The 18943-nt window shown below is 73.9% G+C and carries 15 protein-coding genes; 10 read left to right on the top strand and 5 right to left on the bottom strand.

The genetic code is table 11. The annotated features are described in order from the left end of the window. Positions 1 to 53: 53 nt before the first annotated feature. The 4 genes from ACIQWA_RS32855 to ACIQWA_RS32840 form a co-directional block, all read right to left on the bottom strand. Positions 54 to 743 (bottom strand): DUF5825 family protein, encoded by a 690-nt coding sequence (locus ACIQWA_RS32855; RefSeq protein WP_402488686.1) that lies wholly within the window; start codon positions 741 to 743, stop codon positions 54 to 56. Further along, the gene (locus ACIQWA_RS32850; RefSeq protein ID WP_402488683.1) at positions 724 to 2664 is read right to left on the bottom strand and encodes a RiPP maturation radical SAM C-methyltransferase; all 1941 of its coding nucleotides are present in this window, start codon (positions 2662 to 2664) and stop codon (positions 724 to 726) included. Before ACIQWA_RS32850 ends, ACIQWA_RS32855 begins: the two co-directional genes overlap by 20 nt. Before the next feature lie 152 nt (positions 2665 to 2816). Next, positions 2817 to 2978 carry a hypothetical protein gene (locus ACIQWA_RS32845; protein WP_402488680.1) on the bottom strand — a complete coding sequence of 54 codons (162 nt, stop codon included), beginning with the start codon at positions 2976 to 2978 and terminating at the stop codon, positions 2817 to 2819. Continuing rightward, positions 2975 to 4900, bottom strand: a complete 1926-nt coding sequence (locus tag ACIQWA_RS32840; protein ID WP_402488677.1) for an alpha/beta hydrolase family protein — start codon at positions 4898 to 4900, stop codon at positions 2975 to 2977. Before ACIQWA_RS32840 ends, ACIQWA_RS32845 begins: the two co-directional genes overlap by 4 nt. 352 nt (positions 4901 to 5252) lie before the next feature. On the opposite strand from ACIQWA_RS32840, the gene ACIQWA_RS32835 reads away from it, so the two are divergent. Then, positions 5253 to 6320, top strand: coding sequence for a polyprenyl synthetase family protein (locus ACIQWA_RS32835; RefSeq protein ID WP_402488946.1), 1068 nt, complete (start codon positions 5253 to 5255; stop codon positions 6318 to 6320). A gap of 75 nt (positions 6321 to 6395) precedes the next feature. On the opposite strand, the gene ACIQWA_RS32830 is transcribed toward ACIQWA_RS32835, so the two are convergent. Continuing rightward, entirely contained in the window at positions 6396 to 7307 is a 912-nt protein-coding gene (locus tag ACIQWA_RS32830; protein ID WP_402488674.1) for a LysR family transcriptional regulator, read from the bottom strand. Positions 7308 to 7409: 102 nt separating this feature from the next. On the opposite strand from ACIQWA_RS32830, the gene ACIQWA_RS32825 reads away from it, so the two are divergent. The 9 genes from ACIQWA_RS32825 to ACIQWA_RS32785 all read left to right on the top strand — a co-directional run bounded on the left by ACIQWA_RS32825 (position 7410) and on the right by ACIQWA_RS32785 (position 18943). Continuing rightward, the gene (locus tag ACIQWA_RS32825) at positions 7410 to 7772 is read left to right on the top strand and encodes a DUF485 domain-containing protein (protein WP_402488672.1); all 363 of its coding nucleotides are present in this window, start codon (positions 7410 to 7412) and stop codon (positions 7770 to 7772) included. Further along, positions 7769 to 9529: a cation acetate symporter gene (locus ACIQWA_RS32820; RefSeq protein ID WP_402488669.1), complete on the top strand. Its 1761-nt coding sequence runs from the start codon at positions 7769 to 7771 to the stop codon at positions 9527 to 9529. Before ACIQWA_RS32825 ends, ACIQWA_RS32820 begins: the two co-directional genes overlap by 4 nt. A 2-nt stretch (positions 9530 to 9531) precedes the next feature. Then, positions 9532 to 10119 carry a cysteine dioxygenase gene (locus ACIQWA_RS32815; protein ID WP_402488667.1) on the top strand — a complete coding sequence of 196 codons (588 nt, stop codon included), beginning with the start codon at positions 9532 to 9534 and terminating at the stop codon, positions 10117 to 10119. A 178-nt stretch (positions 10120 to 10297) separates the two neighbouring features. Then, positions 10298 to 11023, top strand: a complete 726-nt coding sequence (locus tag ACIQWA_RS32810; protein WP_402488664.1) for a hypothetical protein — start codon at positions 10298 to 10300, stop codon at positions 11021 to 11023. 774 nt (positions 11024 to 11797) lie between these two features. Next, positions 11798 to 13309: a sugar transferase gene (locus tag ACIQWA_RS32805; RefSeq protein WP_402488943.1), complete on the top strand. Its 1512-nt coding sequence runs from the start codon at positions 11798 to 11800 to the stop codon at positions 13307 to 13309. 97 nt (positions 13310 to 13406) lie between these two features. Further along, the gene (locus ACIQWA_RS32800) at positions 13407 to 14723 is read left to right on the top strand and encodes a nucleotide sugar dehydrogenase (RefSeq protein WP_402488661.1); all 1317 of its coding nucleotides are present in this window, start codon (positions 13407 to 13409) and stop codon (positions 14721 to 14723) included. A 4-nt stretch (positions 14724 to 14727) separates the two neighbouring features. Then, positions 14728 to 16005, top strand: coding sequence for a glycosyltransferase family 4 protein (locus ACIQWA_RS32795; protein WP_402488658.1), 1278 nt, complete (start codon positions 14728 to 14730; stop codon positions 16003 to 16005). Continuing rightward, positions 16002 to 17381 (top strand): Wzz/FepE/Etk N-terminal domain-containing protein, encoded by a 1380-nt coding sequence (locus ACIQWA_RS32790; protein ID WP_402488656.1) that lies wholly within the window; start codon positions 16002 to 16004, stop codon positions 17379 to 17381. The genes ACIQWA_RS32795 and ACIQWA_RS32790 overlap by 4 nt, the downstream gene beginning before the upstream one ends. Before the next feature lie 5 nt (positions 17382 to 17386). Beyond that, positions 17387 to 18943 carry a Wzz/FepE/Etk N-terminal domain-containing protein gene (locus ACIQWA_RS32785; RefSeq protein WP_402488653.1) on the top strand — a complete coding sequence of 519 codons (1557 nt, stop codon included), beginning with the start codon at positions 17387 to 17389 and terminating at the stop codon, positions 18941 to 18943.

Here is an 18943-nt window from a genome sequence, read left to right as displayed (position 1 = left end):
GGCCGGGTGGCTGGGCAGCCGGATGGCTGGTTGTGGGGCCGTGGTGTAGGCCGTCAGACCGTCAGCGAGGGGAACGGCCAGCGGCGCACCCGCATCGGCAGGAACCAGGCGCGGCCCGCCTGTTCGGCGATCAGACCGGCCTCGGCGAAGTCCCGGCGGACGGCGTCCGGCAGCAGGTCGACCTCGACGCCCTCGGACAGCGCCTCCAGCTGTGCCAGGTGGCCCGGTTCGTCGATGGTGAACAGCTCCAGCGTGCCGAACCGGCGGTCCCGGACCTCGACGAAGCCGGGGCCGCGGCGGAGCACGCACTTGCTCGGGAAGTACGTGGCGCGCCAGTCGGCGAGCACCTCCTGCGGGCCACCGGTCAACTGCTCGGGCGGGTACAGGTGGTGGAACCGGCGCTGCGCCACGCAGCCGTCCGGGCAGACCGCCTGCCAGAGCACGGCCAGCCCCTGCCCGGTCGCCTCGCGCAGCAGCATCAGCGCCCGGGCGGAGGCGGCCGGGGCGTCCGCGCACAGCCGTACCGGCTCGGTCAGCCGCAGGCAGCGGACCCCGGCCCGGTGCAGCTCGATGACCTCCGCCCGCGCCGGGCCGGTCAGGGTGCGGCGGCCGAGCGCGAAGCCCGGCAACTCCCGTACGGCGGGGTCGTAGTCGAGCCAGAGCTCGACCTCCGGGGCGGCCGCGCGCCAGGCGGCGGCGCCACTACCGTGCAGCCCGGTCCGTTCAGCCGATCGGGACGGCATCGGGCACCTCCTCGGTGGGGGTACGGGTGGCGGTGAGGGGGCGGGCTTCGGCTTCGGCCTCGGGACCGTGCCGGTGCCGCATCCGCATCAGCACCTGGTTGTCGGACTCGACGGCGACCTGGAGGTAGCCGTCGCCGTCGTGGAACAGCAGGCCCAGCGCGGTGAAGTGCTCCAGCACCGGCCCGACCGCCGCCGCGCCGCCGGGGACCTTGGCGGCCAGCGCGGCGGCCGAGCGGGGCCGGTCGAGCAGCCGGAAGACGGCGAGTTCCACCGGATCGGTCAGTTCGACCGCCCGCCAGTCGTACCCGGGGCGGGTGTTGACGAGCACGATCCGTGCGCCCGCGTCCCGGTAGCTGAGCCGGCTGTCGGGGAACCGTGCGAGCCAGGTGTCCACCGCCGCGCTCAGCCGCTCCGCGAGGTCGCCGCCGATCCCGCGCGGCGGCGCGCTGAACACGTAGGCCAGTTCGTTGAGTTCGCTCTCGGGGAGGTGGTAGGTCGCGCGGTACTGGAGAGCCGGCCGGGTGATCGCGAAGCCCAGCTCGGGGCGGTCGAAGTACGGGCTGAACCGCTCGATGGCGATCCGTCCCGCTCCGGTCGGCGGGTCGAGGTGGTGCAGCACGGGCAGTTGGCGGATCACCGACTCGTAGTCGTCCGGCTGTTCGCCCGGGAAGCCGTAGAGGTAGTTCCAGGTGACCGAGACCCCGGCGCTCTGCGCGTCCCGCAGTGCGCGGACGTTCTGGCAGCCGGTCACCCCCTTGTCCATGATCCGCAGGACCCGGGTGCTCAGGTTCTCGATGCCGGGCTGGACCTGGGCCGCGCCGGAGTCGCCGAGCAGCTGGAACTGGTGGCGGCGCAGGTTGGCCTTGATCTCGAAGTGCAGCCGCAGGTCGACCGGGAGTTCGGCCAGCGATTTCAGGACGGTGTCGAAGTAGCCCATGTCCAGGATGTTGTCGACCACGTAGACGTCCAGCAGCTGGTGGCGCTCGGCGAGGGTGAGCACCTCGGCGAGGAAGTCGGCCGGTGGCTTGGAGCGGAACGCCATCGAGGACCCGTTGAGCCCGCAGAAGGTGCAGTGGTGCTTCTCGCCCCACCAGCAGCCGCGGGAACCTTCGAGGACCAGCTTGGGGTCGACCCAGCCGGCCGCGACGGAGGCGTCGAGCCGCTCGAAGAAGCCGTCGTAGCGGGGCGTGAGGATCGCGGCGGGCGGCAGCGGCCGCTCGGCCATCGGATTGGCCGTCGACCTCCCGGTGGCGTCGCGCCAGCACAGGCCGGGGACGGTGGCGGGGTCCTCGCCCGCCAGGAGTGCGGGGAAGGCGGCCTCGCCCTCGCCGCGCACCACGTAGTCCAGGAAGGGGAAGTTGCGGTGCAGCGCGGCGCCCTGCGGACCGTCGCAGTTCGCGCCGCCGAAGACCGTGCGCACCTGCGGGCAGCGCTGCTTGAGCAGCTTCGCGGCGGCGAGGCTGGCCGTGTTCTGCTGGAAGGTGGTGGTGAAGCCGACCAAGTCCGGTGGGTCGGCGGCGAGTTCGTCGACCAGTCGGGCGATGAACGCGGGGGCGAGGGCCCGGACGGACCGGGTCAGGGCGATCTCCTGCGGGCTCGCGCCGTTGGCGGCCAGGTAGGCGAAGTAGTCGGCGGAGCCGTCGCGGTCGCTGCCAGGGGCGCCACGAGGATTCTCATCGTCGTACAGTGCGCCGGCGAAGGCCCAGTCGCCCGCGCCCTGGAAGTACGACTTCTCGGAGAAGTACTGGTAGTCGTCCACGCCGAAGCCGGCGGTCCCGGCGGCCCAGTCCACGAAGTCCAGGTTGGCGTACCGCACTTCGGTCTCGTGCCCGGCCCGGGCGGCGGCCGTGTGCAGGATCCCGAGGGCCAGCGAGGGCACGTCGATCGCACCCCAGGGCATGTGCAGCAGGACGATACGCATGGTGGCCACTTCTGTCGGTCGAGGGCGGTCGAGGGCGGTTCGCGGTCGGTCACGGGACGGTCGGCGAGCGGTCGCGGTCGGTCGCGGTCTTTCGAGGACGGTCGGCGGGGTGTCGCTCCGGGGCACCGCGGGCGCCCCGGAGCGACGGTGGGTCACTTGTCCTTCTGCTCCGGCTTCGGCTTCGGCTGCCCCTTGAGGGCAGGCGCGACCACTGCGGCCTTGGTGAGGTCGAGCGAGAAGTTCTGGACCACCACGGCGCCCCGGTCACGCTCCGGGGTGCCGATCGGGTCGTTCTGGATGCTGCGTCGCTTCATGGCTGTTCACCTCCTTCCATCGGATCGGTGGGTGCCCCGGGGCGGTCGCCCCGGGGTGTCCGGGGGAGCGGTGCCGGCCAGGCGCGCCCGGCGAAGCGGACCATTGCCTCCAGCACCGATCGGTGGTCGGCGGTCCGGCGGCTGTAGTGGCCGCCGTCCACCCAGTGCAGCTCGTGCGGCACCGCCAGCCGGCGCAGGTCCGCGGCGTACCGGTCGACCTGTTCGGGCGGGCAGCGCTCGTCGGTCCGCGAGGCGACCAGCAGGACGGGCGAGCGGACCCGGTGCACGTACGAGCGCGGGTCGGCCGCGCGGTAGCGCTCGGGGACCTCGTCCGGGGTGCCGCCGAAGAGCTGGCGGTCGACCTCGCGCAGGGCGGGGGTGGTGGTGCGGTAGGTGGCGGGGTAGTCCGCGATCGGCTGGGCGGCCATGCCGAGCGTCCACAGCTCGGGCTGCGCGCCCAGCGCGAGGAGGGTCAGGTAGCCGCCCCAGGAGAATCCGCAGAGGCCGGTGCGCTCCGCGAGCGCGGTGCCGTCGGCGACCAGTTCGGCGCGGACGGCGGCCAGGTCCTCGATCTGGGCCAGGCCGACCCGGTGGCCGTAGTCGTACTGCCAGCCGGAGCCGTAGCCGGTGGAGCCGCGGTAGTTGGTGCGCACCACCGCGTAGCCGTGGCGCACCAGGGCGTTCACCCGGGGGTCGTAGGAGTCCCGGTCGTGGGTGGCGGGGCCGCCGTGGACCAGGAACAGGGTCGGCCACGGGCCGGGGCCGGCCGGCGTGCTGACGAAGCTGTGGATCCGCCCGTAGGGCTGGGGCGTCCAGCGTCTGCTGCGGCGGGTGTCGTCGTCGCGCTCCGGAGCGTGGTCCGGGGTGGGATCCGGGGCCGGGTGGAGCGGCTTCTCGGCGCCGGGGCGCAGGACCAGTGGGCGGGGCGGGGTCGACTCCCGGCTCCAGACGCAGTGCAGGGTGCCGTCCGGGGCGCAGGACAGGTCGTGGATGGTGCCGCCGGGTGTGCGGATCTCCCGGGCGGGCGTGGGCGGGGCCGGTTCGGCCGACGGGCTGAGGGCGGCCGACGGGCCGAGGTCGGCGAGGAGCAGTCGGCTCCGCCCGGCCCGCTCGTGCTGGATCAGCACCCCGTGCGGCCCCCCGTACCAGCCGGCCGAGATCTGCGAGTCGAACGACAGCTCCGGGTGTCTTCGCAGGCCTGAGTCCGCCCGCCAGGTCGCGACGGAGTACCGCTCGTCTTCCTCGACCACCAGGAGGAGCTCGGGTTCGCGCACGGCGAGGGGGTTGAACTCGATCGGCCAGAGCCGCAGTCGGGGGCTCCCGGCGAGCCGCGTCGCACCAGCTGGCGCGTTGGACGACGCATTGGACGGCACGCTGCACGGCGCGCGGTCCTCCGGCAGGTGCGACGGCGCGTCCGTCGGCCACAGGAGCACCGCGTCGTCCCCGTCGGGGCATCCGCCGAGCGCGAGCAGCCGGCCGTCCGGGGACAGGTCGGCCAGGCCCAGGTGTCCCGGCGCCGATCCGATCGGCCGGGCCTCGCCCGCAGGCGGGCCGACGTAGCAGTGCGAGGTGTCGCCGGTCCCGACGGCCACCGCCGCCAGCGCGCCGGTCCGGTCGAAGGCGACGCCGTAGGCCCGCCCGGGCGGCACACCGTGCAGTGCCGCGCCGCGCGCACCGCCCGTGAACGGCTCGCGCCACCACCGGCCCTCCCCGGCGCCGTCGGAGTCGAACCACCAGATGGCCTCGCCGTCCGGTTCGATCTCGCTCAGGTGGACGCCCTCGGGGCGATCGGTGACCACCCGGCGCCGGTCCGTCCGCCGGTCCCAGGCGACTGCCTGCCAGCGCTCCTCGACGAGCCGGGTCTCGACCGCGCGGTCGGCCGCCAGGGCGGCGAAGCCGGGGGACTGGAACGCCTGCGTCACGGACCCGGCCCTTTCGCTTCGACGGTGGGAACAGAGCGCGCTGAACGTGCCGGGGCCGGTGGACCGGTGTGAAGGCCGGGTGAACCCGCGTGAAGAAAAGGTCACTTGCGGAGGATCGCGGCCACTCTAGGAGGGTGTCGCGGTCACGACCAGACCTCTCGCACAGATGGCCGAAAGACAGCTGAGATGAATCCGCCGGCCGTCCGAGTGCCGCTGCGCCCGCCGGACAGCCGCTCCGTCCCGCCGAGCTGCCCCGCCGCCCCGACTCCGCCGCCCCGCTGAGCTGCACCGACCCCGGCGGTGCGGGCGGCCCCGGACGGATGCGAAGGTGGACGGCGTGAACGAGACGATCATGGCAGCCGCCCGCGAGCGGGCCGCCGGGCACCGGCGCCGCTTCGACCTCCGCTTCGAGGCCTACTTCGACGCCCTGCCGGAGCGCCTCGACACCCCGCCGCTCAGCCGCTTCACCCCGCGCAGCCTGGAGCTGCTCCGGGACCTCTCGCTGCGCGGCGGCAAGCGCCTGCGGGTCGCCCTGCTGTACGAGGCGGCCCGGCTCGTGACCACCGACCCGGTGCCCGGCCTGGCCGAGGCCGCGCTGAGCATCGAACTGCTCCAGACGCACGGGCTGGTCCACGACGACATCATCGACGACTCGGCCGTGCGCCGCGGCGGGCCCTCCACCTACTACGCCTACCGCCGGGAGTTCCCGGAGTCCGAGCGGACCGCGCTCGGCCTGGCCGTTCTGGCCGGGGACCTCGCCGCCTTCCTCGCGATGCGGGTCCTGCTGGAGGCGGAGGTACCCGCCGAACTGCGCCAGGCGATGCTGGAGGTCCAGTTGAACGCGGGGGCCGAGACGGTCGCCGGCCAGATCGTGGACCTCGAACGCGACTTCCGGCCGCTCCCGGACGAGGAGTTCCTGCACACCGTCTGCGAGTACAAGTCCACCCGGTACTCCGTGCTCGCCCCGCTGCGGCTGGGGCTGCTGACGGCCGGCGAGGACGTGGCCCGCCACGACGCGCGGCTGCGCCGGTACGCGACCCTGGTCGGCATCGGCGGCCAGCTGCGCGACGACTACCTCGACCTGTTCGGCGAGGAGGACGCCACCGGCAAGTCGACCGGCGCCGACCTCCGTGCGGGGCGCCGCAGTTACGCGGTGACCGCGCTGCTCACCGCGGCGGACGAGGCGCAGCGGGCCCTGGTGGAGTCCGCGCTCGGCGACCCGCAGTGCCCGGCCGCCACGGTCGACCGGGTCCGCGAACTGGCCCGGCTGCTGGGCGTGGACGGGAAGCTCCGTGCCGACATGCGCCGCTGCGCGGAGGCGGCCCGCGCGGAAGCCCAGGGCTGGCGACCGTACTGGCGGGAGGAGGCGGTGGCCTTCTTCGAGGGCCTCCCGCTGTCGAACGTGATCCCGGGCCCGTGATCCCGGGGGCGTGACCCTGGGCCCGTGATCCCGGGGGCGTGACCCTGGGCAGGTGACGGGCGTGCCCGGGCGGGATCAGAACACCCCCGGGCGCCCCGGCCCGCCGGCCTCGCCCGTCGTCCAGTCCCAGTCCGCGATGGCGTCGCGCAGCAGCCGGGCGGCGGTGGGCAGGCGTTCGCCGAGGCGCCAGTGCAGGGTGAGGGCGCGTCGGCAGTCGGGGCTGTCGACGTCGACCCACACCAGCGGGACGCGGGTGGCGGTGCGCCGGGCGAGGGCGGGCACCAGGCCGATGCCCAGGCCCGCGCTGATCAGTTCGGCGATGGCGCCGGCCTCGTCGCCCTCGCAGACGATCCGGGGCACCAGGCCCTGGGCGGCGAACAGGCGGTCCAGCAGCCGGCGCTGCCAGTGCCCGGGGCGGGCGGCGATGAAGGGCTCGTCGGCGAGCTCCTCGATGCCCACCGAGGCGCGCCCGGCCAGCGGGTGGCCGAGCGGCACGGCCAGTCCCACCTCCTCGTCGAGGAGCCGGACCGATTCCAGCCCCTCGACGGCGATCGGCTGGGAGGCGACGGCCAGGTCGACCTCCTGGGCCCGCAGCTGCCGGGCCATCTCGGCGACGGTCAGCTGGTGCAGTTCGATCTCCACGCCGGGGTGCTCGTGTTTGAACGCCGCCAGCGGGCCGCTGAAGGCCAGGAAGGTCTCCGAGGCGAGCCGGACCGTGCCCAGCCCCTCCCCGGCCGCCTCGGCCACGGCCCGCCGGCCCGCCTCCAGTTCGCCGAGGGCGCGCTCGACGTAGCCGCGGAACAGGTGCCCGGCCTCGTTCAGCCGCAGCCGCCCGCCCCGCTCGAACAGCGGTGTGCCCAGTTCGGCCTCCAGCCGGGCCACCGAGCGGCTCAACGACGGCTGGGCGACGCGCAGTTCCGCTGCCGCCCGGCTCAGGTGCTCCAGCCGCGCCACCGCCAGGAACTGGGTGAGCGTGTGCAGGTCCACCGGTGGATCCCCCCTGAGTCGGACGCGCGTTGATCGCTCGTCTACCGGGGGATCCTACGGTCGGCGCGTTCGACACGTTCCGTACCGCTCAGAAGGATTCCCATGATCGACCCGGCCGCGCCGTCGCGCGGTGACACCCCCTGGATCGGCGACGATCCGCGCTTCGCCCGACTGCGCGCCAGCTACCGCAGGTTCGTCTTCCCGGTGACGGCGGCGTTCCTGCTCTGGTTTCTGGCGTACGTGCTCTGCTCGGCCTACGCCCGCGGCTTCATGGCGGCCGAGGTCGTCGGGAACATCAATGTGGCGCTGGTCTTCGGGCTGCTGCAGTTCGTCTCCACCTTCGGCATCGCCCTGGCCTACGGCCGGTTCGCCGCCCGGCGGTTGGACCCGCTGGCCGAGGAGCTGCGCAGGGCCGCGGCTGCTCTCCCCGGCGACGAGCACGAGCTGACGGGGAGCCGGGCATGACACAGCACCTTCCGCTCGCCGCTGCCGCCACCACCACCGCCCCCACCGCCACCGGCACGGCGCAGGAGGCCTCGCACCAGGGCCTGACCATCGGCCTGTTCGTCGCCCTGGTGGCGGTGACCCTGGTCATCACCCTCTGGGCGCGGCGGAGCACCCGGGGCACCGGCGGCTTCTACACCGGCGGCGGCCAGTTCTCCGCGCTGCAGAACGGCATCGCGATCTCGGGCGACTACCTGTCCGCGGCGTCCTTCCTCGGCATCGCGGGGATCATCGCGCTCTCCGGGTACGACGGCTTCCTCTACTCCATCGGCTTCCTGGTGGCCTGGCTGGTCGCACTGCTGATGGTGGCCGAACTGCTGCGCAACACCGGCCGGTTCACCATGGCGGACGTGCTGGCGGCGCGGCTGCGCAGCGGGCCGATGCGGACCGCGGCCGGGGTGTCGACGATCGTGGTGTCGATCTTCTACCTGATCGCGCAGATGGTCGGCGCGGCGACGATCGTCGGCCAGCTGCTCGACGTCAAGGGCGCCGCCGCGCAGATCTGGACCATCGTCGGGGTCGGTGCCCTGATGATCGTCTACGTCGTGGTCGGCGGGATGAAGGGCACCACCTGGGTGCAGATCGTCAAGGCCGGGCTGCTGATCGCCGGCGCGGCCGTGATGACCGTGTGGGTGCTGGCGAAGTACGGCTTCGACCTCGGCCACCTGCTCGGGGACGCCGCCTCGGCGTCCAAGAAGGGCGAGGCCTTCCTCCGGCCCGGCCTCAAGTACGGGGCGACGGACGGCTGGTCGAAGCTGGACCTGGTCAGCCTCGGGGTGGCCCTGGTGCTGGGCACCGCGGCGCTGCCGCACGTGCTGGTGCGCTTCTACACCGTGCCGACCGGCCGCGACGCGCGGAAGTCGGTGAACTGGGCGATCGGCATCATCGGGGTCTTCTACCTGATGACCCTGGTGCTCGGCTTCGGCGCGGCCGCGCTGGTCGGCACGGCGACGATCAAGGCGAAGGACCCGTCCGGCAACACCGCCGCCACCCTGCTGGCCGAGCACCTCGGCGGGGGCGCCGGCACCACCGGGGGCTCGCTGATGCTGGCCTTCATCGCGGCGGTGGCCTTCGCCACCATCCTCGCGGTGGTCGCCGGGCTCACCCTGACCTCCTCGTCCTCCTTCGCCCACGACCTGTACGCCAGCGTGATCCGCAAGGGCCGGGCCACCGAACGGCAGGAACTGGTCACCGCGAAGGTCGCCGCCGTGGTGATCGGCGCGGTCGCGGTCGCCCTGTCGATCTTCGCCAGGGACCTCAACGTGGCCTTCCTGGTGGCCCTGGCCTTCGCCATCGCCGCCTCGGCCAACCTGCCGGCGATCCTGCTGACCCTGTTCTGGAAGCGCTTCACCACCTTCGGCGCCAAGTGCGGCATCTACGCGGGGCTGGTCGCCTCGATCGGTCTGGTGCTGCTCTCGCCGATCTGCTGGGGCGGCGCGAGCGGCACCGTCCCCGCCGTGAAGCTGACGGCCGCCCAGGCGAAGGACTGCGGGGTGGACGCGTCCAGCAAGCAGGTCGGCAACGCCAAGGCGCTGATCTCCTGCACCGCCACGGCGCCGGTGCCGTTGCAGAACCCGGGCGTCCTCTCCATCCCGATCGGGTTCGCGGCCGCCGTCCTCGGCTCGCTGGCCGGCGGTCGCCGCCGCCGGGACGAGGACGCGGACGGGCGCGGCTTCGCCGAGCTGGAGGTCCGCGCGCTCACCGGGGTGGGGAGATAGCCGTGGCCACCGGATCCAACCTCGACGAGTTCCTCGCCGACCTCGCGCGCTACGCTGCCGCCGAGGTCCTGACCGCCCAGCTCACCGCGGACACCCTGCGCAAGTACCTGCGCGCCGGGCTCATCGTCCCCGAGGACCTGTGCGCCGGTGACACCGAGGGGTACTCCCAGCGGCTGCTGCACGCCGAACGCACCCACTCCGTGGTCGCCCTGACCTGGCTGCCCGGGCAGTCCACCCCGATCCACGACCACGTCGCCTGGTGTGTGTCGGGCGTGCTGGAGGGCGTCGAGGTGGACGAGGCCTTCCGGCTGTGGCGGCTGCCCAGGTCCGGCCGCCGGGTGCTGGCACCGTACGCCCGGACGACCTGCTCGGCCGGCCGGGTGCAGCTCCTGGTGCCGCCCGACGAGGACATCCACCGGGTGTCGAACGGCGGCACCGGGCGCGCGGTCTCGCTGCACGTCTACGGTGCGGACATCTCGCAGAACATGGGCACCTCGATCAACCGGGTGTTCGGACAGGCGGTCGTGGACCGTCCGCCGGACGGGGCCCGCCTGGTCAGCTGGCGGAGCCCGGAGGGCCTCGCTCCCTGAGCTCCCTGAGCTGCGTGAGTTCCCTGAGCTCCCCGAGCTCCCCGAGCTCCCTGAGCTCCCCGAGCTCCGTGACCCGACCCCGTCCCCGTGCGCCGGGGGCCGGGGGCCGTCCGCTCCGGACGGGCCCCCGGCGCCCGCCACCCTGGTGCATCATGTCCGTCATCATTCGGGGGTTGCGATGGCGTTGTTCGAGCCGAAGTGTCCGGTGCGGCCGGACGAACGGGCCTGGATCGAGGAGTCGATGGCCTGGCTGGCGGCCGAGTTCGGCCGCGGGGTGCTGGACCGTGCCCCGGTGCTGCCCACGGCGGAGTTCTTCCCGGGGCCGTACCGGGGGTCCGCCGAGGACATCCGGGGGGTGATCGCCCTGATCTGCGGCTACCTGGACGTGCCGCCCGACCGCCTGACCATCGAGATCGAGCCGGACGACGGCGAGCAGGCGATGGTCGACGGCCTGCGGCTCAACCACAGCTCCCGCTCCGCCGCCGGGCACTACCGGCGGGAGAACGGGCGCCCGGTGATCGCCGTCGCCCAGCGCCAGGCCGCCCGCCCGGTCGCCCTGGTCGCCACCGTCGCCCACGAGTTGGGCCATGTCCGGCTCCTCGACGAGCAGCGGATCTCCCGGGACCGGCGCGACCACGAACCGCTCACCGACCTGCTGACGGTGCATTTCGGCCTCGGCGTCCTCACCGCCAACTCCGCCTTCAACTTCGAGCGGAGCGAGCGCGGTTGGTCCTACTCGCGGCTCGGCTACCTGTCCGAGCGGATGCTCGGCTACGCGCTGGCCTGCTACGCCCACCGGCGCGGCGAGACCAGGCCGGACTGGGCCCGGCACCTGACCACCAACCCGCGGGCCTACCTCAAGCAGGGCCTGCGCTACCTGGCACGGAACCCGCCGAGCGCGTGACGGCGACCGGATCCGGCCGCCGGGCCCGACGGGCCGCTGGCTGTGACTCATCGTCAGTATCCGTACGGTGAAGCCGGTTTGCCCCGCCGATCGGTCCTCCCCTCAGCATGCCCGCACCCACCGGCCCGTGCCCAGGGGGTTGCGGCCGGACGGCCGGAAGTGGCGCCCGCGGGCCCCGGCGGACCCCGGCCCAGGGCGGCCCGCCGGGCCGCGCCGCAGGTGCGTCCAAGGTGCGTCGGAGTTGCGTCGGCACAGGTCACGGCACGCCTCCCGGCGCTCCGGCAACCCCCTCCCGGGCACCCGCAGTTGGGGATGATTTCAAATCTCGAGCACCTGTTTCACACATCCCCCTCATCAGGCGCCCCGGATGCTCTACATTGATTTTCGTGCCGCACGATCGGGCGTGAGGGGCGACACGTGATGATCTACGGATCGGTCGTTGCGGACTGCCGGTAGTCACGTTTTCCGGCGGCGGGCTGGGGGTGTCCAATTCTCGACGCCCGAGCAGAGGTTCCGAGTGTGGAGAGCAACCGTCGACGTTTTCCCGCGCACTCCGGGAATTCGGCAGGACGCGCCAGTCCGCCGGTGCCCGGTGGGAAGTCCGAGTAGCGCCGCAATGGCGGATCCGCCATTTCCGGGGGCGCTGCCGTGCGCGGCCAGGAAAGGCGCGACACGGGAGGCAGCGCCTCCCGGGGGGAGGAATCAGGTGCGGGGGGCAGCCGCCTCCCGGGGGGAGGAACCGTGTGGAGCGAGCACGTCGAACCCACTGACGGCCTGGCGGGGGCGGGAGCAGGAGCGGTCGAGCAGAAGGAGGGGGAATTAGCCGGCGGGTTCGCGCCGGCCCGGGTGCGCCGCCCGGCGGGTGGGAAATTCAGCCGGTCGGAGAGCGACTGGGAGCAGCAGTACCGCCGTACCGTGATGATCAGCGATACCGTGGCCACCGCCTTCGTGGTGGCGGCCATCGGCGGCTTCTTCGGGGTCCGGGACGCGGCCAACTGGCACGAGAAATGGGGAATTCTCGCCTTCGGCACCGAACTGCTGGTGCTGGGGGCGCTCGGGACGACCCGGGCGTGGGCACCGGCGGTTCTCGGCCAGGGGGCGGAGGAATTCCGCCGACTCGGCCGTTCGCTGTTCACGGCGGCCGTCGTCCTGGCACTCGGCGGGATCGCCCTCTCCTCGCACAACATCCGGCTCTGGATCTTCGTCGCGATCCCGGCGATCACGCTCGTCACCATGACGGAGCGGTACCTGCTGCGGCTGTGGCTGCACGAGCAGCGCAACCAGGGACGGTGCCTGCGCCCGGTGCTCGCCGCCGGGAGCCCGGCCACCGTGCGCGACCTGATCGCCCGGACCCGCAAGTTCCCGCACCTGGGCTGGCGGGTGGAGGCCGTCTGCACGCCGTACGCGCTGGGGCCGAACGGCGACCGGCTGGACGGCGTACCGGTGGTCGGCCGGCTGGCGGACGTCGCCAACCACGTCCGGCGGGACGGCTACCGGGTGGTCGCGATCACGCCGGACCCGCACTGGTCGCCGGACCGGCTGCAACGGCTGGCCTGGAACCTGGAGGGCGGCGACGCCGAGATGGTGGTCGCGCCGGTGCTGATGGAGGTGGCCGGACCGCGGCTGCACGTCGACGCGGTGCTCGGGATCCCGATGCTGCGGGTCAGCATGCCCACCTTCACCGGTGGGCCGAGGGCGGTCAAGGCGGTCGTCGACCGGCTGGGCGCGGCGGTCCTGCTGGTGCTGTTCTCGCCGCTGATGCTGGTCGTCGGACTGCTCGTCGCGCTGGACAGCCGCGGCGGGGTGTTCTACCGGCAGCACCGGGTCGGCAAGGACGGCCGCCAGTTCACCCTGGTCAAGTTCCGCACCATGGTGTCCGGGGCGGACCGGGCCAAGGCCGGGCTGGCCGACCGCAACGAGGGCGCCGGTCTGCTGTTCAAGCTCCGCCGGGACCCCCGGGTGACCAGGGTCGGCGGAGTGCTGCGCCGCTACTCGCTGGACGAGCTGCCGCAGCTGCTCAACGTACTGGCCGGCTCCATGTCGCTGGTCGGCCCGCGCCCGCCGCTGCCGGAGGAGTCCGCCGCGTACGGCCCGGACATCCGGCGGCGACTGCTCGTCAAGCCCGGGCTCACCGGCCTGTGGCAGATCAGCGGGCGCAGCGACCTGCCCTGGGAGGAGGCGGTCCGGCTGGACCTGCGCTACGTGGAGGACTGGTCGCTCGCCCTGGACGCGGTGATCCTCTGGAAGACGCTGCGCGCGGTGCTCCAGGGGCAGGGGGCGTACTGATGGCCGTTGCCGTACTGATGGCCACTGCTGGGGGGCGTCGTTCCGACGACGCGCGGACGGTCGGCCGCGAGGGCCGGCCCGAGGGGAGGAACGGGTCATGAGGGTCAGCGTCCTGGGGCTCGGCTACGTGGGCTGCGTGTCGGCCGCGTGCCTGGCGAGCCTCGGTCACGAGGTGATCGGCGTGGACGTCAACCAGGTGAAGGTCGACCTGGTCAACGAGGGCAGGGCCCCGGTGGTCGAGGAGCGGATCGGCGAGCTGATCGCCGGGGTGGTGCGCTCCGGGGCGCTGCGCGCCACCACGGACGTGCGCGAGGCGGTCCTGGGCAGCGACGTGTCGCTGGTCTGCGTGGGCACGCCCTCGGCGGCCAACGGCAGCCTGTGCACCACCTACCTGGAGCGGGTCACCGAGCAGATCGGTGCGGCGGCGGCCGGGAAGGGCGGGCGGCACACCGTCGTGTTCCGCAGCACCATGCTCCCGGGCACCTGCCTCGACCTGCTGGTGCCGATCCTGGAGAAGCACCTCGGCGGCACCGCCGGGGTGGACGTCGGGGTCGCGGTCAACCCGGAGTTCCTGCGCGAGGGCACCAGCGTGCGGGACTTCTTCGACCCGCCGAAGACCGTGATCGGCGAGCTCGACGCGGCCAGCGGCGACGTGGTCGCGGCGCTCTACGAGGGCCTGCCCGGCGAGGTGTTCCGGGTGCCCGTCCCGGTGGCCGAGGCGATCAAGTACGCGGACAACGCCTTCCACGGCCTCAAGATCGGCTTCGCCAACGAGCTGGGCGCGGTGTGCCAGGCGCTCGGGGTGGACTCGCACCAGGTGGTCGACGTCTTCCTGGCCGACCGCAAGCTCAACATCAGCCCCGCCTACCTGCGGCCCGGCTTCGCCTTCGGCGGCTCCTGCCTGCCCAAGGACCTGCGCAGCCTGGTGCACGCCGCGCACCGGGCCGACGTCTCGGTGCCGATCCTCTCGCACGTGCTGGCCTCCAACGCCGACCACCTCCAGCGCGCGGTGGAGCTGGTCGAGCGCACCGGGAAGCGCCGGGTGGGCCTGTTCGGCCTGTCCTTCAAGCCCGGCACCGACGACCTCCGGGAGAGCCCGCTGGTCGAGCTCGCCGAGCGGCTCTTCGGCAAGGGCTACGACCTGCGGATCCACGACCCCAACGTGCACCTCTCCCGGCTGCTCGGGGCGAACCGGGAGTACATCGAGAACCGGCTGCCGCACCTCGCCCAGCTGCTGGTGCCCTCCGTCGCCGAGGTGCTGGAGCACGCCGAGGTGTGCGTGGTCGGGACCAGGGACGAGGCCGTGCTGGCGGCCCTGCCGCACGGCGACGGAGCGGTGATCGTCGACCTCATCCGCCTTCCGGACGCCGAGCGGCGCCGGACCGAGCCGGGGTACGTGGGCCTTGCCTGGTGACGCGATGTTCGATGAGGCGGTCGGCGGCGACGGGCGGGGACGCCGCGCGCTGATCCTGGTGGAGAACCTTTCGGTGCCGTTCGACCGGCGGGTGTGGCAGGAGTGCACCACCCTGCGCGACGCGGGCTGGCGGGTGGACGTGATCTGCCCGCAGGGCAGCAAGCGGGACACCGAACCGGAGGCCGTCATCGACGGGGTGCGGATCCACCGCTACCCGCTCCGGGCGGCCACCGGCGGCCCGGCCGGCTACCTGCGGGAGTACGGGTCCGCGCTGTGGCACACCGCCCGGCTGGCCCGCAAGGTCGGCCCGGTCGACGTCGTGCACGCCTGCAACCCGCCCGACCTGCTGTTCCTGCCCGCGCTGTGGCTGAAACGGCGCGGCGCGCGGTTCGTCTTCGACCAGCACGACCTGGTGCCCGAGCTGTACCTCTCCCGCTTCGACCGCGGCGAGGACCTGCTCTACCGGGGCGTGTGCGCACTGGAGCGGATGACCTACCGGGCCGCGGACGTGGTGCTCGCCACCAACGAGAGCTACCGGGACGTCGCGCTGCGCCGCGGCGGCAAGCGGCCGGAGTCGGTCTTCGTGGTGCGCAGCGCGCCCGACACCGCCCGCTTCCGCCCGGTGCCGCCCGAGCCGGAGTTGAAGCGCGGCCGGTCCCACCTGCTCTGCTACCTGGGCGTGATGGGGCCGCAGGACGGCGTCGACTACGCCCTGCGGGCGCTGGCGAAGCTGCGCGACGAGCAGGGGCGGACCGATTGGCACGCGGTGTTCGTGGGCGGCGGCGACACCTTCGACGCGATGGTCGAGCTGTCCCGGCGGCTCGGGCTCGCCGACCGGGTGCAGTTCACCGGCCGGGTGCCGGACGCCGACCTGGCGCGCTACCTGTCCACCGCGGACATCTGCCTCTCCCCGGACCCGCGCAATCCGCTGAACGACGTGTCGACCATGAACAAGGTCCTGGAGTACATGGTGATGGGCCGCCCGATGGTCTCCTTCGACCTCCGGGAGGCCCGGGTCTCCGCCGGTGACGCCGCCGTCTACGCGCCCGCCAACGACGAGTCCGAGTTCGCCCGGCTGGTCGCGCAGCTGATGGACGACCCGGAGAAGCGGGCCCTGATGGGCAAGGTCGGCCAGGAGCGGATCAACGGGCCGCTCGCCTGGCCGAACTCCCAGCGGGCCCTGCTCGCCGCCTACGCCGCCGCCTGCGGTGACGGCGCCCCGGCGGCGGGCGGCCGGGCGGCGGGCGGCCGGGGCCGGGCAGGGAGAAGGCGGCACCGTTGAGCGAGGACACGATCCGCCTGGTCACGATCGGCCGGATCCTGCGTCGGCGGTGGCGGCTGCTCGCCGTCCTCGCCGTGGTGGGCGCGCTCGTCGGCTACGGCAGCTCACTGCTGTTCCCGCCGAGCTACACCACCTCGGCCTCGGTGCTGCTGCCGGGCGTGTGGCAGGAGCGCGAGCTGATGACCCAGGCGGAGATCGCGACCAGTTCGGTGGTGGTCGACCGGGCGGCCGCCGCGCTCAAGTGGAACGGGGTCGACGGCACCGAGCTGCGGAGCCGGGTGAGCGCCACCGCCGCGGACGGGAACATCATCAAGATCTCGGGCACCGCCGAGACCCCGGAGCGCGCCCAGCAGCTCGCCGACCAGCTGGCCAAGCAGTTCGTCGGCTTCGCCGCGCGGATGGCGGGCGACGGCACCGACCCCGAGGCGGCCCAGCCCGAGCAGCTGCGCCAGCTGGTGACCCAGACCGGCCAGCGCATCACCGACCTGGCCAACTCGGTCGGGCCGGGGCAGACCGTGGAGAGCGTGCAGGTCCGCACCGAGCTGGAGAAGCTGCGCACCGCGCTGCAGGACGCCGTCAAGAAGCTGGACCAGGTCGACCCGGCCGCCAACAAGGCCAACATGGTCGTCATGGGCTCGGCCGCCCGGCCGACCGGCCAGGCACCGCCGACCCGGATCCAACTCGTCGCCGCCGGCGCGCTGGTGTTCCTCCTGCTCGGCGTGATCGGGCACCTGACGGCCGCCCGGATGAGCCGCCGGCTGCGCACCGAACCGGAGATCGCCGCGGCGCTGGGCGCCGAACTGCTCGGCACCGTCGACGTCCCCGGCGGGCGGGCCGCGCGGCGGCCTGCGGCGCGCGGCCCGCGCGGTCTGCTCCGCCGGGTGCTGGGCACCGACGTCCGATGGGACCTGCCGACCCCGCACGCCTGCGGCGACGAGGCCGGCCGGCAGCTGCGCCACCGGCGGGTGTGCGCCCGGATCCGGGAGCAACTGCCGCCCTCGCGCGGGCTGTTGGTGGTCGTCCCGGAGGGCGATGAGCCGGCCCGCCGGGCCGCCGACCAGCTGGCCGCCGAGGTAGGCGGCGATCCGCTGCTGCGGGTGGTCGGGGTGCCGGTCACCCGGCCGCTGGTGCCCGACCGCGAGGAGGAGGCCGGCGCCCTGGTCGTGCTCAGCGCGGGCAGCTGGACGGCGGGGGACCTGGCCGCCCTGGCCGGGGCGTGCGCGGACGCCGAGCACGAGCTGGTCGGCGTCGTGGTGGCCGACCTGGTCCAGGACGGCCCGAAGCGCCCGGCCGGCCGCCGTACCGGCCGTGCCGAGCCGGTGCTCGCGGGCGCCGCCGCGGCGCGGTCCGAAGCCGATGACGAGACGGGGGGATGATCGGGGTGACGACGAGTACGACGGGGGAGTCGTCCACCGCCGCTCCACTGCTGGACCTCCAGTCGCTGGTGGTCGTCGTGCGCAGGCGCCGCCGCCTCTGGTGCGCCCTGGCGCTGCTCGGCCTGCTGGCCGGCGCGGCGCTGGCCGTCCTGCGGCCGCCGCCGCCCAGCGCGACGGCCGAGGTGCTGGTCGCGCACGCGGCGGACCAGCCGAACGACCCAGGAACGCTGATCCGCACCGACGCCGCCCTGCTCCGGACCACCGGGATCGCCGCCAAGGCCCTCCAGGCCCTCGGCTCCACCGAGAAGCCGGAGGACTTCATGAAGGAGTACGCGGGGGCGGGCCTGACCAACAACCTGCTGGAGATCACCGTGACCGGCCGCAGCGACGCCGAGGCCCAGGCCCGCGCCAAGGCGCTGGCCGAGGCCTTCGTCGCCGACCACGTGCAGCGGATCCAGCAGGCCGCGGACGCCGAGTCCAAGGCCCTGCTCGACCAGCGCGACCGGATGCGCCAGGAACTCGACCAGGTCAACCAGCAGATCGGCGCCGGCACCCAGCCGAACGCGGCCAAGGGCCCGGCCAACCTGGAGTCGCTCTACGCCAGCCGGGCCGAACTCACCGCCCGGATCACCGACTTCGGCCAGCGCGCCGCCGAGGCCAAGGTCGGCGCGCCCCGGCTGGTGGCCGGCACCCAGATCGTGGACGCCCCGCACCCGGTGCGGCAGTCGCTGCCGAAGACGGCCGCCACCGACGCCGGGATCGGACTCGTCCTCGGGCTGTTCCTCGGCCTCGCCGTGGCCGCCGTCAGTGCCGTGGTGGCGGACCGCCCGGTGCTGCGCCGGGACATCGCGGCCCACCTCGGCGCCTCCGTGCTCGCGGAGCTGGACCGGGTGCCGCGCCGCTCGCGCGGCCGCTGGCAACTGCGCCGGACCAGGGCCGCCCGGGAGCGGGTCACCGCCACCCTGGCCCGCACCGTACGCGGCTGCGCCGAGCCGGTGTCGCTGCTGGAGCTGGGCTGTGCGCACAGCACCGGCGCGCTCGCCCTGGACCTCGCCGGGGCACTGACCGAGCAGGACGGGCCGGTGGTCGTCCTCGACGGGCTGCCCGGACCGCAGCTCGCCAAGCGCACCGCGAAGCCGGGGGAGCCGACCGTGGTCCGCGGCGAACGGGCCGGGGCCGGGGCCGGGTCCGGGGCCGGGGCCGCGCCGCCGCCGGAACGCCGGCTCGGCGTCGGCTCGGTGGCGCCCGGCACGGCCTGGACCGACCTGCGCCACCTGGGCACCCGGACGGTGCTCGTGGTCCGGGCCGGCCACGGCAGCGCGGCCTGGCTGCACACCGTGGCCCGCCGGCTCGCCGACCAGCGCATCCAGGTGCTCGGCGTGGTGCTGATCGACCCCGACCCGCGCGACCGCACCGACGGCACCCGCTGGGAGGGCCCGACCGAGGAGCCGCCCGCCCGGGACGACCGGCCGACCCGCCCGAGACGGCTGGGCCGGCGGCGGACCGAACGACTACCGGCCTGGACCGTAAGGGTCCCGGACATCGACCAGGAGGCGAGGTAG

The organism is Kitasatospora sp. NPDC098652 (genome assembly GCF_044760155.1).
Taxonomy (GTDB): Bacteria; Actinomycetota; Actinomycetes; order Streptomycetales; family Streptomycetaceae; genus Kitasatospora.
Note: the sequence above shows the minus strand (reverse complement) of the source record. Positions and strands in the feature narration are given on the sequence as shown.